General features: G+C 71.1%; 15 protein-coding genes and 1 pseudogene. 7 read left to right on the forward strand and 9 right to left on the reverse strand.

Translation table 11 applies throughout. From position 1 onward, the window contains the following. The first annotated feature begins 14 nt into the window (after positions 1 to 14). On the forward strand, positions 15 to 281 hold the full coding sequence (locus tag V1227_RS14905; protein ID WP_236220123.1) for an HPr family phosphocarrier protein: 267 nt from the start codon (positions 15 to 17) through the stop codon (positions 279 to 281). A gap of 198 nt (positions 282 to 479) precedes the next feature. On the opposite strand, the pseudogene V1227_RS14910 reads toward V1227_RS14905, so the two are convergent. Next, positions 480 to 1,016 (reverse strand): annotated as a pseudogene (locus V1227_RS14910) (phosphatase PAP2 family protein); the annotation flags it as partial. Positions 1,017 to 1,073: 57 nt separating this feature from the next. On the opposite strand from V1227_RS14910, the gene V1227_RS14915 reads away from it, so the two are divergent. Genes V1227_RS14915 through V1227_RS14925 form a run of 3 tightly spaced genes read left to right on the forward strand, consistent with a single transcriptional unit; the run spans position 1,074 to position 3,477 of the window. After that, positions 1,074 to 1,748, forward strand: a complete 675-nt coding sequence (locus V1227_RS14915) for a response regulator transcription factor (RefSeq protein WP_329793152.1) — start codon at positions 1,074 to 1,076, stop codon at positions 1,746 to 1,748. Beyond that, positions 1,745 to 3,091 (forward strand): sensor histidine kinase, encoded by a 1,347-nt coding sequence (locus V1227_RS14920; RefSeq protein WP_329793153.1) that lies wholly within the window; start codon positions 1,745 to 1,747, stop codon positions 3,089 to 3,091. Before V1227_RS14915 ends, V1227_RS14920 begins: the two co-directional genes overlap by 4 nt. Next, positions 3,088 to 3,477: a hypothetical protein gene (locus V1227_RS14925; protein WP_329793154.1), complete on the forward strand. Its 390-nt coding sequence runs from the start codon at positions 3,088 to 3,090 to the stop codon at positions 3,475 to 3,477. The genes V1227_RS14920 and V1227_RS14925 overlap by 4 nt, the downstream gene beginning before the upstream one ends. 114 nt (positions 3,478 to 3,591) lie before the next feature. Here V1227_RS14925 and V1227_RS14930 read toward each other — a convergent pair whose 3' ends face one another. From V1227_RS14930 to V1227_RS14955, 6 genes are read right to left on the reverse strand one after another with little or no spacing between them, the layout of a single operon-like run. Further along, the gene (locus V1227_RS14930; RefSeq protein ID WP_329793155.1) at positions 3,592 to 4,413 is read right to left on the reverse strand and encodes a shikimate dehydrogenase; all 822 of its coding nucleotides are present in this window, start codon (positions 4,411 to 4,413) and stop codon (positions 3,592 to 3,594) included. After that, positions 4,413 to 5,633 carry an endolytic transglycosylase MltG gene (gene mltG, locus V1227_RS14935; RefSeq protein WP_329793156.1) on the reverse strand — a complete coding sequence of 407 codons (1,221 nt, stop codon included), beginning with the start codon at positions 5,631 to 5,633 and terminating at the stop codon, positions 4,413 to 4,415. The genes V1227_RS14930 and mltG overlap by 1 nt, the downstream gene beginning before the upstream one ends. Then, entirely contained in the window at positions 5,630 to 6,118 is a 489-nt protein-coding gene (gene ruvX, locus V1227_RS14940; RefSeq protein WP_329793157.1) for a Holliday junction resolvase RuvX, read from the reverse strand. The genes mltG and ruvX overlap by 4 nt, the downstream gene beginning before the upstream one ends. Next, on the reverse strand, positions 6,105 to 8,774 hold the full coding sequence (gene alaS, locus V1227_RS14945) for an alanine--tRNA ligase (protein ID WP_329793158.1): 2,670 nt from the start codon (positions 8,772 to 8,774) through the stop codon (positions 6,105 to 6,107). The genes ruvX and alaS overlap by 14 nt, the downstream gene beginning before the upstream one ends. A 56-nt stretch (positions 8,775 to 8,830) precedes the next feature. After that, positions 8,831 to 9,100 (reverse strand): hypothetical protein, encoded by a 270-nt coding sequence (locus V1227_RS14950; RefSeq protein ID WP_329793160.1) that lies wholly within the window; start codon positions 9,098 to 9,100, stop codon positions 8,831 to 8,833. Further along, the gene (locus tag V1227_RS14955; protein ID WP_329793161.1) at positions 9,097 to 9,489 is read right to left on the reverse strand and encodes a DUF948 domain-containing protein; all 393 of its coding nucleotides are present in this window, start codon (positions 9,487 to 9,489) and stop codon (positions 9,097 to 9,099) included. Before V1227_RS14955 ends, V1227_RS14950 begins: the two co-directional genes overlap by 4 nt. A gap of 342 nt (positions 9,490 to 9,831) precedes the next feature. Between V1227_RS14955 and V1227_RS14960 the strand changes: the two genes are divergently transcribed. Then, a complete protein-coding gene (locus V1227_RS14960) occupies positions 9,832 to 10,434 on the forward strand; it encodes a GNAT family N-acetyltransferase (protein WP_329793162.1) in 603 nt (200 codons plus the stop codon). On the opposite strand, the gene V1227_RS14965 is transcribed toward V1227_RS14960, so the two are convergent. Beyond that, entirely contained in the window at positions 10,421 to 11,056 is a 636-nt protein-coding gene (locus V1227_RS14965; protein WP_329793163.1) for a maleylpyruvate isomerase N-terminal domain-containing protein, read from the reverse strand. The two genes, V1227_RS14960 and V1227_RS14965, sit on opposite strands and share 14 nt — an antisense overlap. 121 nt (positions 11,057 to 11,177) lie before the next feature. Further along, positions 11,178 to 12,527 (reverse strand): replication-associated recombination protein A, encoded by a 1,350-nt coding sequence (locus tag V1227_RS14970; RefSeq protein WP_329793164.1) that lies wholly within the window; start codon positions 12,525 to 12,527, stop codon positions 11,178 to 11,180. 94 nt (positions 12,528 to 12,621) lie between these two features. Here V1227_RS14970 and V1227_RS14975 point away from each other — a divergent pair, with 94 nt between their 5' ends. Further along, positions 12,622 to 13,200, forward strand: a complete 579-nt coding sequence (locus V1227_RS14975; RefSeq protein ID WP_329793165.1) for a uridine kinase family protein — start codon at positions 12,622 to 12,624, stop codon at positions 13,198 to 13,200. 71 nt (positions 13,201 to 13,271) lie between these two features. After that, entirely contained in the window at positions 13,272 to 14,279 is a 1,008-nt protein-coding gene (locus tag V1227_RS14980) for a hypothetical protein (protein ID WP_329793166.1), read from the forward strand.

The following is a 14,279-nucleotide window of genomic DNA, read 5'->3' on the forward strand; positions in this document are numbered from 1 at the left end:
CGGGAGGAATCATCATGGCCGAGCGACGGGTAACCGTGGCCAGCAAGGTCGGACTGCACGCCCGGCCCGCCGCACTGCTGGCGAAGGCCGCCGCCGACCAGCCGGTGACGGTCACCATCCGCAAGGACGACGGCGAAGCCGTTGACGCGGCGAGTGTCCTGGGTCTGATGACCCTGGGCGCCATGCACGGTGACGAGGTGGTGCTCAGCGCCGACGGGGACGGAGCGGACGCCGCTCTGGACGCCATCGCCGAACTGATCGCCACCGACCACGACGAGTGATCCGGGCCGCGGGTGGTCCCGGTCGCCCCGACGGGCGGGACCACCCGCGACCCATCCGAAGTGCAGCACCACCCCCGCGGTCACGACGCCGGCGAGAGCCGACGGCGTGGCCTGCGGGTAGCTCACCACCAGCCACACCCCGCCGACGGCCAGCAGCGGCGGCACGACCAGGCCCGCGGTCCACCTGCGCAGCACGAGGAACGCGAGAACCGAGACCAGCAGCGCCGCGCCGAGCGTGTCGCTGAACCGGTGCCAGCCGAGCGACACCGTCTCCGCCGCCACCGCCCCCGCGCCGAAAGCCCCCGGCACCGCCACGAACAGCGCGAACCGCCGGGGCACCGCCATCGTCACCGCGACCACCGACGCCACCGCCGCGGCCGTGTGTCCGCTCGGGAAGCTGTTGTGCACCAGCACGGCGTCGTCGTCCAGCGGTGGCCGCACCAGCAAGTGCAGCTTCAGGACCTGAGCACCCAGCACCGATCCGCCGAGGACGAGCAACGGCGCGAACGCCTTCCTGCGCGCGAACAGGACCACGAGAACCGCGGCCACCATGATCACCACGTCCACGTTGGACGCCCACGAGCGTTGAAGTGACAGCTCGGGCAACGCGGCGTTCTCCGCCTTCTGCCCGAACGACGTCCACACCAGCGCGAAGTACGTGAAGAGGAATCCCAGCAAGCTTCCGGCCATGCGTTCGAGGCTCCGCGCGCCGGGATATGGGAACGTCCACGCCATGTCATGGTTCCGCTACAGAACCGGCCAGGGCGCTCCTGCCTGCCGATAATGGATCTCGTGGCGATGGTCTTGCTGGTCGAGGACGACCCCGGTGTGCGCGAAGGACTCGGACTGGCGCTGCGCCGCCAGGGACACGACGTGCGTGCGGCGGGGACGGGCGAGGAAGGCGTGGAGAAGCTGCGCGAGTCCCGTCCCGACATCGTGGTCCTCGACATCATGCTGCCGGGCATCGACGGCTTCGAGACCTGCCGACGGATGCGGTCGCAGGCCGAGGTGCCGATCATCGTGCTGACCGCGCGCGGTGACGACTTCGACGTGGTCGCGGGCCTGGAGGCGGGCGCGGACGACTACGTGGTGAAGCCGGTCGAGCCGCGCGTGCTGGAGGCCCGCATCCGCGCGGTGCTGCGCCGGACCGTGCCCGAGCCGTCGTCGGTGGAGCGGCACGGCTCCCTGCTGATCGATCGGGCAGGGCTGCGGGTCCTCAAGGACGACGTGAAGGTCTCGCTCACGCCGACCGAGCTGAAGCTGCTCCTCGAGCTCTCCCGCACCCCCGGCCGGGTGCTGACCCGCCAGCAGATCCTCGAAGCCGTCTGGGAGCACGACTACCTCGGCGACTCCCGCCTGGTCGACGCGTGCGTCCAGCGGCTGCGCGCCAAGATCGAGGACGTGCCGTCCGAGCCCCGCTACGTGCACACGGTGCGCGGCTTCGGTTACCGCTTCGACCCGCGATGAGGTCGTTGTTGCGCGGCCTGAAGCCGAGGCTGATGGCCGCGTTCCTGCTCCTGACGGTCCTCGGCGCGGTGGGAGCGGCGGGCGCCTCCTACGCGACCGCCCGCACGTTGCTGCTGGAGGACGCCCAGGACGGCTTCATGAACCCGCTCGTGGGGGACGTCCGCGACTACGCGCCCCGCCTGACCGTTCCGCCGGCGCAGCAGGACCTGGAGGACTTCGCCAAGTACCTGCGTGGCTCCGCGGTCGTGCTCTACGGGGACCTGCGCTCCCACCACGGCCCCGACCCGTCGTTCATCCCGGCGGAGATGCGCGAGGCCCTGAAGACCAGCAGGACGATCCTCTGGCAGCGTCGCACCGACAACGGGAACCCGCACCTGGTCGTCGGAATGCCGCTCGTGCACGCCGACGGCACGGCGACCGGCGTGGAGGTGTGGGCCGCCACCGACCTCGACGTCACGAGGGCCGCGATCAACAGCTTCTCCACCGGCGCCTGGGTCGGCGTGAGCCTGGTGGTCCCCGTCGCCCTGGGCCTCGCCCTCTTCACGGCCCGCGGCGTCCTGCGCCCGGTCCGCAGGCTGGGCGCCGCCGCCCGCGCCCTGGGCGCCGGCCGCCTGGACACGAGGGTCGACGAACGGGGCTCCGACGAGCTCTCCGACCTCGCCCGCACGTTCAACCGCGCCGCCGAGCAGCTGGAAGCCTCCCAGGCCGCCTCCCGCCGCTTCGTGGCGGACGTCTCCCACGAGCTCCGCACGCCGCTGACGGCGATGAACGCCGTGACCGCCGTCCTGGACGAGGACGCCGACACCCTGCCCCCGGACACCGCCGTGGCCGCCCGCCTGGTCTCGGCAGAGACCCGCAAGCTCACCCGCCTGGTCAACGACCTGATGGAGATCTCCCGCTTCGACGAGGGCCGCAACGTCCTCGAGCTCGACGAGTGGGACATCGGCACCGCGGTCCGCGACACCCTCGCCGCCCGCGGCTGGACCAGCTCGGTCGAGGCCACCCTCCCACCGGGCGTGATCGGCAGGGTCGACCGCCGCCGCCTCGACGTCATCGTCGCCAACCTCGTCGGCAACGCCCTGAAGCACGGCGGCACCCCGGTCCGCGTGGCGGTGCGCGAAGACGCCGTCGAGGTGGCCGACAACGGCCCCGGCATCTCCGAAGAGGCCCTCCCCCACCTCTTCGACCGCTTCTACAAGGCAGACACGGCCCGCTCCCGTTCCGAGGGCAGCGGACTGGGATTGGCGATCGCATGGGAGAACGCACGCCTGCACGGCGGCACGATCGAAGCGGCCAACGCCCCCTCGGGCGGCGCGGTCTTCACCTTGCGCTTGCCCTGGTGACGCTCACGGCGTGCGGCATCCGCCCCACCCCGGTCCTGACCGGCGGCGAGGCCCCCACCGTCTCCGCCCACGCACTGACCGTCTACCTCGTCAACGCCGGCCGCGACGGCCTGGTCCGCAGGACCCGCACCCACATCGGCACCGTGGACATCACCACGGCCATGAACTCCCTGCTGGCCGGCCTGACCGAGGAGGAGGAGGAACTGGGCCTGGTCACGGAAGTCCCGGAAACCACGGCGAAAGCGATCGCCGTGCTCAACGTCATCGTCATGCCCGAAGGCACCGAGCCACCGACCAAGTGGGCGCTGTTCCAGGTGCACTGCACAGCTCTGGCGAGCCGCGCGAAAGTGGCGGGCGTGCCGACGTCGGACGTCAACTGCTCCTAGACCGCGCAACCGTCCACATGCAACGAACGCACCACCCGCCCGGCACAGGAACGGCAATCGGCGCACTCGAGAACCCGCCGTACTCGTCCTCGACGACAACCAGCGCCGAAAGCGCTACGCGCGAGCCGCCAACGCGGCTCCCAACGCCTCCCGCATGACGTCCCGAGGCGCATCCATCCCGGTGAACAGCTCGACCTGACCGAAAGCCTGGTGCAGCAACATGTCCAGCCCCGTCGCCAACCGGGCGCCGGAACCCCGGACCGCATCGGCGACGGGCGTGGGCCAGGGGTGGTAGATCACGTCCAGCACGAACGGCGCCCGCGCCAGGTCACCGGCCAGCGACTCGGTGGCAGCCGCGGGCACGGTCGACACCAGCACGTCACATCCGGCAGCGAGCGAACCGACGTCCACTGAGGACAGCGGCAGGACCTCCACCGCCACGCCCACCCGTTCAGCGGTCCGAACGGCCTCCCCGGCCCGGGATGGATCCCGCACCACCAGGGAAACCGAGGAGACCCCCAGCTCGGCGAACCCGGCCAGCGCGGCGGTAGCGGTCCCGCCCGCCCCGAGCACCACGCCGCGAGCCCCGCCGGAGAAACCCTTCTCCCGCAGGGCCCCTACGACACCGTCGACATCGGTGCAGTCCGCGTGCCACCCGGACTCGGTGCGCACCAACGTGTTCGCCGCCCCCACGGCCGAGGCCCGCGAGGTCACCGACGAGGCGAAGGCCAGAGCCGCGCGCTTCGTCGGCATCGTGCACGACAGCCCGACCCACTCCGGCCCCAGCGAGGACACGAGCGATGGCACCGCGTCCTCGGCGCACTCCAGCCGCGTGTACTCCCAGTCGAGGCCGAGCGCGGCGTAAGCGGCGTTGTGCAGCACGGGAGAGAGGGAGTGCTCGATCGGCGAACCGATCACCGCCGCCTTGCGCCGCATCAGTAGACGTTCTCCCTCTGGGCCTTCTGGTCGTTGGCGTTGTGCTCCTCGAACGTGTTCGCGAAGCAGGAGGTGCCGTCCTTCTGGCACTTCACGAAGTACAGCATCTCGCCGGCCTCGGGATTGATGGCGGCGGCGATGGCCTGCTGCGACGGCGAGCCGATCGGGGTGGGCGTCAGGCCCTGGTTGATGTAGGAGTTGTACGGCCCCTGTGCGTTGCGGTCCGCGTCGGACGTGCGGATGTGGGGCTGGTTGTTCTTGTAGTTGATGGTCGAGTCGAACTGCAGGGGCATCGGCTTCTTGATGCGGTTGTAGATGACCCGCGAGACCTTGCCGAAGTCCTTCTCGATCGCTTCCTTCTCGATCAGCGAGGCGATGACCAGGACCTCGTACGGCCGGAAGCCGGTGTTCATGGTGCCGCCGGGGATGCCGGCGCCCTGCAGCTTCTGGGCGGAGGACACGATGACGCTGCGGAGCAGCTCGACCGCGCTCACGCCGGGCTTGACCTGGTACACGCCGCGCATGATCAGGCCTTCGAGGCGGAACTGCGGGTCGGCGCGCTTCACGTCGGAGATCGCCCAGTCCGGCACGCCGAGGGCGACCGGGTCGGTCTGCTCGGCGGCGGCCTTGATCTCGTCGAACGTCAGGCACTTCTTCGCGCCGTCCTTCTCCGTGCAGCTCGCGTCAGCGAGCTGGGAGTAGACGCCCTTGACCGTCTTGTCGCCCACCTTGATGTCGGTGAGCTTCAGGCCGCCGACGATCTGCACGGCCGGCACCCTGGTCTTCGGGTCGATCATGCGGGCCACGGCCTCCTGGCCCGACATCTTCGTCTTCATCAGGTAGAAGCCGGGCTGGATCGACGTCACGCGGGCGTCGGTCTTGCTGGCCTCGGTGAAGGCGCGCGCGGAGGCGATGACGCCGTTGTCGTACAGGGTCGACGCGATCTTGCTGACCGGGTCGCCGTCCTGGACCTCCACGATCGCGTCGGCCTCGCCGGCACCCGAGAAGTCCTCGAACGAGCCGATGCCGCGCAGCTCCTGGTAGCCGTAGTACGCGCCGCCCATGCCGACGGCGAGGACCAGTGCGACGACCAGCCACAGGACCGTCTTCTTGCGCTTCTTCGCCTTGGCGCGCGCGGTGTCACGCTCGCGGTCGCGCTTGCGGACCGGGCGTCGCTCTTCCACGTCGGGGTCGGTGAACAACCCGAGGTCGTCGCTCACACTTCGTCCTTTCGGGCGGCCACGGAACGGGCCCGCGCGTCCAGCCAAGACTGCAGGATCTCAACAGCGGCAGCCTGGTCGACCACGGCACGCTGCTTCTTGCCCTTCACACCGCGCTGCGCCAGCACCCGGCTCACCACGACCGTCGTCAGCCGCTCGTCGCTCAGCCGGACCGGCACGGGGGCGACCCGCTCGGCGAGCGCGGTGGCGTACCTGGTCGCCGCCTCCGCCGCCGGGCCGTGACGTCCTGCCAGCGTTCTGGGCAGACCGACCACGACCTCGACGACGTCATGCTCGGCCACGAGACGTACGAGCTCGGTGAGGTCCGAGCCGCGTTTCTCGTCACGCTGGAGAGTAACCAGCGGAGTCGCCAAAAACGCGCCCGGGTCGCTGAGAGAAATTCCCACTCGAACCGATCCGACGTCGACGCCGAGCCTCCGTCCGAGGCCCGGATCGTCGACGCCAGGCGAATCAGTGCTGCTCAAGCACCTTGTCCAGTTCGTTGGTGAGAGCCGTGATGGCCTCGGGGACACCGGCGGGGTTGGTGCCACCGCCCTGGGCGAGGTCGGGCTTGCCGCCACCGCGGGCGGCGATGGCCGGGCCGAACACCGGGACGAGCTTGCCGGCGGCCAGGCCCAGGTCGCGGGCGGCGGCCGTCGTGGCGACCACGAAGCTCACCTTGTCGCCGTCGACCGAGAACAGGGCCACGACACCGGGCTTGCTGCCCAGGCGGTTGCGGACCTCGCCACCGAGCGTGCGCAGGTCGTTGCCCGTCACGCCCTCCAGGCCGAGGGCCACCAGCGACAGGCCGCGTACGTCGAGGGCCTTGTCGGCCAGCGACCCGGCGTTGCCGAGCAGCTGGGCGGCGCGGACCTTCTCGAGCTCCTTCTCGGCGGCCTTCAGGCGCTCGACCAGGGACTCGATCCGCTCGGGCAGACCGTCGGAGCCGACCTTGAGCATGTCGGAGAGGTTCTGCACGATGGCGCGTTCCTTGGCGAGGAACCGCATGGCCTCGATGCCGACGTAGGCCTCCAGGCGGCGCACGCCGGAGCCGACCGACGACTCACCGAGCAGGGTGATCGGGCCGATCTGCGACGAGTGCTCGACGTGGGTGCCACCGCAGAGCTCGCGCGACCACGGGCCACCGATCTCGATGACGCGCACGGTCTCGTCGTACGTCTCGCCGAACAGGGCGACGGCGCCCATCTCCTGGGCACCGGCCATGTCGGTGTAGACGATGCTGACCGGCAGGTCCTTGCGCACGGCGAGGTTCGAGACCTCTTCGATCTCCGAGCGGGCCTCGGCGGACAGGCCACCGGTCCAGGCGAAGTCGAGGCGCAGGTAACCGGGCTTGTTGTACGAGCCGCTCTGCAGGGCCGACGGGCCGAGCACCTGGCGCAGGGCGGCGTGCACGACGTGCGTGCCCGAGTGGCCCTGGCGGGCGCCGACGCGCCACTCCGGGTCGACGCGGGCCTCGACGTGCTCGCCCTCGGCGATCTCGCCGGAGCGGACGCGCACCTGGTGCACCCACAGCTTGCGGGCGACCTTCTGCACGTCGAGCACCTCGAGCTCGGCGTTGCCGGTGACGATCGTGCCGGCGTCGGACTCCTGGCCACCGGACTCGGCGTAGAGCGGTGTGCGGTCGAGGACGACCTCGACGATGTCGCCCTCCCTGGCCGACTTCACCCTGGCACCGTCGAGCACGATGCCGCGCAGCGTGGCCTCGGAGGCGAGCTCGGTGTAGCCGGTGAACTCGGTCGGGCCCTGCTCCAGCAGCTCGCGGTAGACCGACTGGTCGCCGTGGCCGGTCTTCTTGCCGGCGGCGTCGGCCTTGGCGCGGGCGCGCTGCTCGGCCATCAGCTTGCGGAAGCCGTCCTCGTCGACCGAGAGGCCGGCCTCGGAGGCCATCTCCAGCGTGAGGTCGATCGGGAAGCCGTAGGTGTCGTGCAGCTGGAAGGCCTTGTCGCCGGGCAGCGTGGCGCGGCCGTCGGACTTCACCTCGGCGGCGGCGTTCTCGAAGATCCGCGAGCCGGCGTCGAGCGTGCGGAGGAACGTGTCCTCCTCGGCCTTGAGGACCTGCTGGATGCGGGCGAAGCCGCTGACCAGCTCGGGGTAGGCCTCGCCCATCGAGTCGCGGACGACCTCGGCGAACGTCTGCAGCACCGGCTCGGTCACGCCGAGCAGGCGCGAGCTGCGGACGATGCGGCGCAGCAGGCGGCGCAGCACGTAGCCGCGGGCCTCGTTGCCGGGCGTGACGCCGTCGCCCACCAGCAGCACACCGCTGCGGGCGTGGTCGGCGATGACGCGGAAGCGGACGTCGTCGACCTCGTTGGCGCCGTACTTGCGGCCCGACAGCTCCTCGGCCCTGTTGATGACGGCGCGGACCAGGTCGGTCTCGTAGACGTTGTCGACGCCCTGCAGCAGGTAGGCGACGCGCTCGACGCCCATGCCGGTGTCGATGTTCTTCGACGGCAGCTCACCGAGGACGGGGTAGTCCTTCTTGGCGCCACCCTCGCCGCGGATGTTCTGCATGAAGACGAGGTTCCAGATCTCCAGGTACCTGTCCTCGTCGACGACCGGGCCGCCCTCCTTGCCGTAGGCGGGGCCGCGGTCGTAGTAGATCTCCGAGCACGGGCCGCACGGGCCGGGCACGCCCATCGACCAGAAGTTGTCCTCGACGCCGCGGCGCTGGATGCGCTCGAGCGGCATGCCGGCGACCTTCTGCCACAGCTCGATGGCCTCGTCGTCGGTCTCGTAGACGGTGACCCAGATGCGCTCGGGGTCGAAGCCGTAGCCGCCCTCGTCCTGGGACTTGGTGATGAGCTCCCAGGCCAGGCGGATGGCGTCTTCCTTGAAGTAGTCGCCGAGCGAGAAGTTGCCGGCCATCTGGAAGAACGTGAGGTGGCGCGTCGTCTTGCCGACCTCGTCGATGTCGGGCGTGCGCACGCACTTCTGGATGCTCGTCATCCGCGGGGCGGGCGGCGGGGCCTCACCGAGGAAGTACGGCTTGAACGGCACCATGCCGGCGTTGACGAACAGCAGGTTGGGGTCGTCGAGCAGCAGCGAGGCGCTGGGGATGTACTTGTGCCCGGCGTTCTCGAAGTGCTCGCGGAAGCGCTTGATGATCTCGTGGGTCTGCACGGGAAGGTCCTTGGAAGTTGCTGGAGGTTGTCAGGGCGCGCTTCGGAGGCGAACGGTCAGTGCTTCCCGTTCGCCCCGGGCGCTCGACGCCCCGGCGTGAATCCCGTCTGACGCTCCACGGTGTCCTGCAACTCCTGTTCCCGCTCGGCCATTCCCGCGCGCACCTCGGCCCCGAAGGAGCCGATGGCGCCGGCGAGCTCGCGCAGGCCTTCACCCACGTTAGCGCCGATGCCGGCGGGAGTCGCCTGCTTTGTCACCTCGGCGGCCTTCCTCGCGGCGAAGAGGCCGGCGGCGGCACCCAGGCCGAACCAGAAGAGGCGGCTCATCGCGAACCCCGCTTCAGGCGGCGCTTGGCGTGCTTGTTCGGCTGCTCGGCGGCCTTGCGGCGGGCCTTGACGGCCTTGCTCACGCCGTAGGACAGCGCGGCGGCCTTGACCAGCGGCCCGCCGAGCGTGGCGGTGAACAGGCTGGTGAGCGCGGAGACGTTGCCCGTGACAGCGCGCGCGTTGGCCGTGATGCCGTCGACGCGTTCGAGCTGCGTGTTCACGTGCGTGAGCGTCGTGTTGGCCTCACTGAACAACGGGTCCGTGTTCTCGTGCGCCTTGCGCATCGCGATCGTGGCCTCGTCGAAGAAGCGTGCCGCCTTGAAAGCCGGAATCGCCAGCAGCAGCACGAGCAGCACGAAGGCACCGGCGGCGAGCCACCCTGGCGACACAGATCCTCCTGGTGAACAGGCATTCGGGCTTTGGTGGGGTGAGATTACCGCGTTGCCCCGGCACCCGGCCGGGCGGCACCATTTGTTGATCTTCAACGGACCACCGCGCCGTCGACCCGCTCGCGGACGAGGCCGGCGTGGCGGGTGGTTCCGGCCGTCGCCGGGAGCCGGTGCGCACCGCGTCCGCGGTACCTCGGCCGACCCGCGCGAGCCGATTGGAACGGACCACTCGTTGACGCGCGGCTGTCACTGCCTGTGAAATACCGGTCACACAGGGCTCGACCCGCGGCCTCGCGCAGCGTGGGGTCGGGCACACCTGAGTCGACCCGCGCAGGAGGCTCCGTGAAGCCGGTGACGCACCTGGACTCCTACCGGACGCAGATCACCGCGGGGCCGCCCCCGGTCCCGGAGCTGTCGATGCCCTGGGACGCCCGCGTGGCGTGTTCGGACGGCTACGACCTGCACCTCGTCCACCGCTGGAACTCCGCACCGCACGTGGCGGCGTTCCGCCGGCAGGCCTGGACGCTGACCCGCTGGGAGGCGGAGCTGCGGGCGCAGCTCGACGGCGACGACGTCCGCCCGCTGCTGATCAGCTGGCACGGCCGCCCGGTGATCTACGCCGAGGTCTGCCGCGCGGCCCGGCACGCCGTCGGGAGCTGCTACCGGGCACGGCCGCACGACCTCGGGCTGAACCTCGCGGTCGGCGAGCTGGCGATGACCGACCGCGGCCTGGTGCGCTCGCTGCTCCCCCGGCTGACCGACGCGCTGTTCGAGGCCGACCCGCACTGCACGCGGATCGTGCTGGAGCCGGACGTGCGCAACACGCGTGCCATCCGGTCGTTCGAGGCGGGCGGGTTCGTGGCGGCCGACGAGATCGTGCTGCCGGGCAAGGTCGCGCTGCTGATGGTGTGCCACCGGTCCAGTGCCGCCGCTAGAACGCGGTGATGTCCCCCGGCGCGCGTTCCTTGCGGCTGAGCGCGCGCACCAGGTCGATCCCGCTGTGCTTGTCGAGCGCCATGCGCGTCAGCAGGTCGATGACGGTCTCGTGGACGTGGCGGGGGAACTCCGGCGTCTGCACCCCGACGCTCACCGCGAGGTCGTCGGAGTGCACGACCAGCTCCATCAGCCTGCTGACGAGGTACTCGTCCAGCGGCACCGCCCACGGCCCCCAGTGCGGCATGCGGACGCCCCGGTTCTCCTGACCGGGCAGCGACGTCTCGAGCTCCAGCAGCGCCGCCTCGACCCGGTCGGCCAGGGCACCGGGCCCCTCGGCCGCCAGCTTCTCGCCGCCCGCCCGGATGCGCGTGTGGAAGTCGGAGTCGACGTCCAGGTCGGTCCACCCGGCCCGCGCGTAGTGCTCCGCCAGCGGGACGACCGGCTCGTCACCGGCGGGGGCGCCGATCATCGACGGCAGCGGCAGCGCCTGGTAGGCCAGGTGACCGGCGAGACCGCTGACGCCGAACTCCGGCAGGGCGCTCGGCCGGTCCCAGTTCGCCGCCACCTGGTCGTGGCGCAGGAGTCCGAGCGCGATGCGGGCGGTGGTCAGGAAGTCTTCTCTGATGGTCACTTCGCCGAAGCTACCGACTCCGGCGGGCGGCGATCACCTCGTTTTCCGCGGTCGTGCCCGGGAAGGCGAGGATCGTGCGGCACGGGTTCCACGCCCGGTCACGCGGAGGGCGCGAAGCGGTTCACTCGCCCCTGATCACCCTGCGCAGGCGCGGCAGCCGTTCCGCCACAGCGCGCTCGTTGCCACGACCGGTCGGCTCGTAGTAGTCGCGGCCCACCAGCTCGTCCGGCGCGTACTGCTGCGTCAGCACGCCTTCCGGGACGTCGTGCGGGTAGCGGTAGCCCTGGGCGTTGCCGAGCTTGGCGGCACCCGCGTAGTGGCCATCGCGCAGATGCGCGGGCACGGAACCGATGGCGCCCTTGCGGACGTCCTCGATGGCCGCGTAGATCGCGGTCGTCACGGCGTTCGACTTCGGCGCGGTGGCGAGGTGGATGGTGGCCTGCGCGAGGTTCAGGGCGCACTCGGGCAGACCGATGAGCTGCACGGCCTGGGCCGCCGCCACGCACGTCTGCAGCGCCGTCGGGTCGGCCATGCCGACGTCCTCGCTGGCGTGGATCACCAGCCGCCGCGCGATGAACCTCGGGTCCTCCCCCGCCTCGATCATGCGGGCGAGGTAGTGCAGCGCCGCGTCGACGTCCGAGCCGCGGATCGACTTGATGAACGCCGACGTCACGTCGTAGTGCTGGTCGCCGTCGCGGTCGTAGCGCACCGCCGCCTTGTCCACCGTGGACTCGAGCAGCGGCAGCGTGACCACGCCCCCGTTGGACGCGAGCGCCGAGTCGGCCGCCGCCTCCAGCGCGGTCAGCGACCGGCGCGCGTCACCACCGGCCAGGCGGATCAGGTGGTCCTCGGCGTCGGGCTCCAGGACGACGGACCCGCCCAGGCCGCGCTCGTCGGACACCGCGCGCCGGATCACCGCCCGCACCCCGTCGTCGGTCAGCGACTTGAGCTGCAGCACGAGGGAGCGCGACAGCAACGGCGACACGACCGAGAAGAACGGGTTCTCCGTGGTGGCCGCGACCAGCAGCACGATCCTGTCCTCGACCGCGCCGAGCAGGGCGTCCTGCTGCGTCTTGGAGAACCGGTGCACCTCGTCGATGAACAGCACGGTCGACTCGCCGGAGCGGACCAGGCGGCGCCGGGCCTCGTCGATGACCGCCCGCACCTCCTTCACGCCCGCGGACAACGCCGACAGCGCGACGAACCGGCGGCCGGTCGCCTTCGACACCAGGGTCGCGAGGGTCGTCTTGCCGGTGCCGGGAGGGCCGTAGAGCATCACGGACGCCGGTGTGGCGCCCTCGACCAGGCGGCGCAGCGGCGCGCCCGGCCCGAGCAGGTGGTCCTGACCGACGACCTCGTCGAGCGCGGCCGGACGCATCCGCACGGCCAGCGGGGCGTTGGCCGCGATGCGCTCGGCCTTCTCCTCGTCGGTGGCGCCGAAGAGGCCCTCGTCGAACAGACCTTCGCTCATGCGTTCGAGCCTAAGCCGTGTCCGGCGGCTCCGTCCGGCGAGGGTCGCACGGACCCGCGGGGCACCGCCGGACCATGTGCGAGGATCGCGTTCCGTGCCCATCCCCCGTGCCGTGCTGCTCGCCGGACCCTCCGGCTCAGGCAAGTCGACACTCGCCGCCCACCTCGGCTGGCCCGTGCTGCGCCTGGACGACTTCTACCGCGACGGTGACGACCCGCTGCTGCCCCGCGACGAGCACGGGCGCGCCGACTGGGACGCGGCCGGGTCGTGGAACGCGGACGAGGCGCTGCGGGCGATCGTCGAGCTGTCCACCACGGGTGAGGTCGAGGCGCCGGTCTACTCGATCGGCGAGGACCGCGCGGTCGGCACGCAGAAGATCGTTCTCGGCGACGCGCCCGCGTTCATCGCGGAGGGCCTGTTCGCCGACCTCCTGGTCGAGGGCGCGCGCGAGGCCGGGGTGCTCAGGGACGCCATCGTGCTCGCGCCGAGCCCGCCGGTCACGTTCGTGCGCCGGTTCGCCCGCGACGTGGCCGAGGCCCGCAAACCCGTGCCGACGCTGATCCGGCGCGGTCTGCGGCTGATGCGCGAGCAGCCGCAGGTGGTCCGGCGCTGCGTCGGCGCCGGCATGCGCCCCACCACGCCGAAGAAGGCCAGGACCGAACTCGTTTCGTGATCGGGTCGGCCGGTTGCCCCGGACCTGGTCTGGCAGGATGCCGCTCACACCACAACCGGGGGTTAGCCGCGATGTCCGACACGCCCGGCTGGTCGTCGCCCGACCAGCCATCGAACCAGCCGAACCAGCCGCCGCAGTACGGCCAGCAGCCGCAGTACGGCCAGCAGTACGGCTACAACGCCCCGCCGCCCGGACCGCAGCAGTCGATCAAGCCCGGTGTGATCCCGCTGCGCCCGCTCTCCGCCGGCGAGATCATCGACGGCTCCATCACGACGATGCGCCGCTACCCGAAGCTGATCATCGGCGCGGCCGCGGTCGTCGCGGCGGTCACGCAGATCATCGGCCTGCTGGTGCAGCTGCCGTTCCTCGACGACCTCACCGCCGCGGTGTCGCTCGACCCGAACACCATGACGGAAGAGCAGATCCTGGAGCAGTTCACGAACACGCTCCCCGGCGTCCTCGGCGGCGCGTTCCTCAGCACGCTGCTGGTGCTGATCGGCACGGTGTTCCTCTCCGGCTACATCACGGTGATCGTCGGCCACGCCGTGCTGGGCGAGCCCGTGTCGTTCGGGCAGGCGTGGGAGGAGTTCAAGCCGCGGCTGCTGCCGCTGCTCGGCGCGACCCTGCTCTCCAGCCTCGTGATCACCGTCGGCGCGCTCCTGTGCATCGTGCCGGGCGTCTGGCTGTGGGTGATGTTCGCCCTCGTCACCCCCGCGCTCGTGCTGGAGCGCTGCGGCGTCGGCGCGGCGTTCGGCCGCTCCAGGAAGCTCGTCAAAGGCGCGTGGTGGCGCACGTTCGGCATCCTGCTGCTCACCCTCGTGATCGGCTGGGTGATCAGCTGGATCGTCAGCCTCCCCTTCGGCCTCGCGGGCGCGGTGTCGACCGGCCTGTCCGCCGACCCCGCGGCGGCGCTCGGCCTGGGCTCGCTGGTCCTGTCGACCATCGGCGCGATCATCGCCTCGACGATCACGCTGCCGTTCAGCTCCGCGGTCACCGTGCTGGTCTACGTCGACCGCCGGATGCGCTCCGAGGGCATGGACATCGAACTCCAGCGGGCCGCGGGGCATGGCGGTCTCTGA

Origin of the sequence: Lentzea sp. DG1S-22, assembly GCF_036321065.1 — a bacterium.
Lineage (GTDB): Bacteria > Actinomycetota > Actinomycetes > Mycobacteriales > Pseudonocardiaceae > Lentzea > Lentzea jiangxiensis.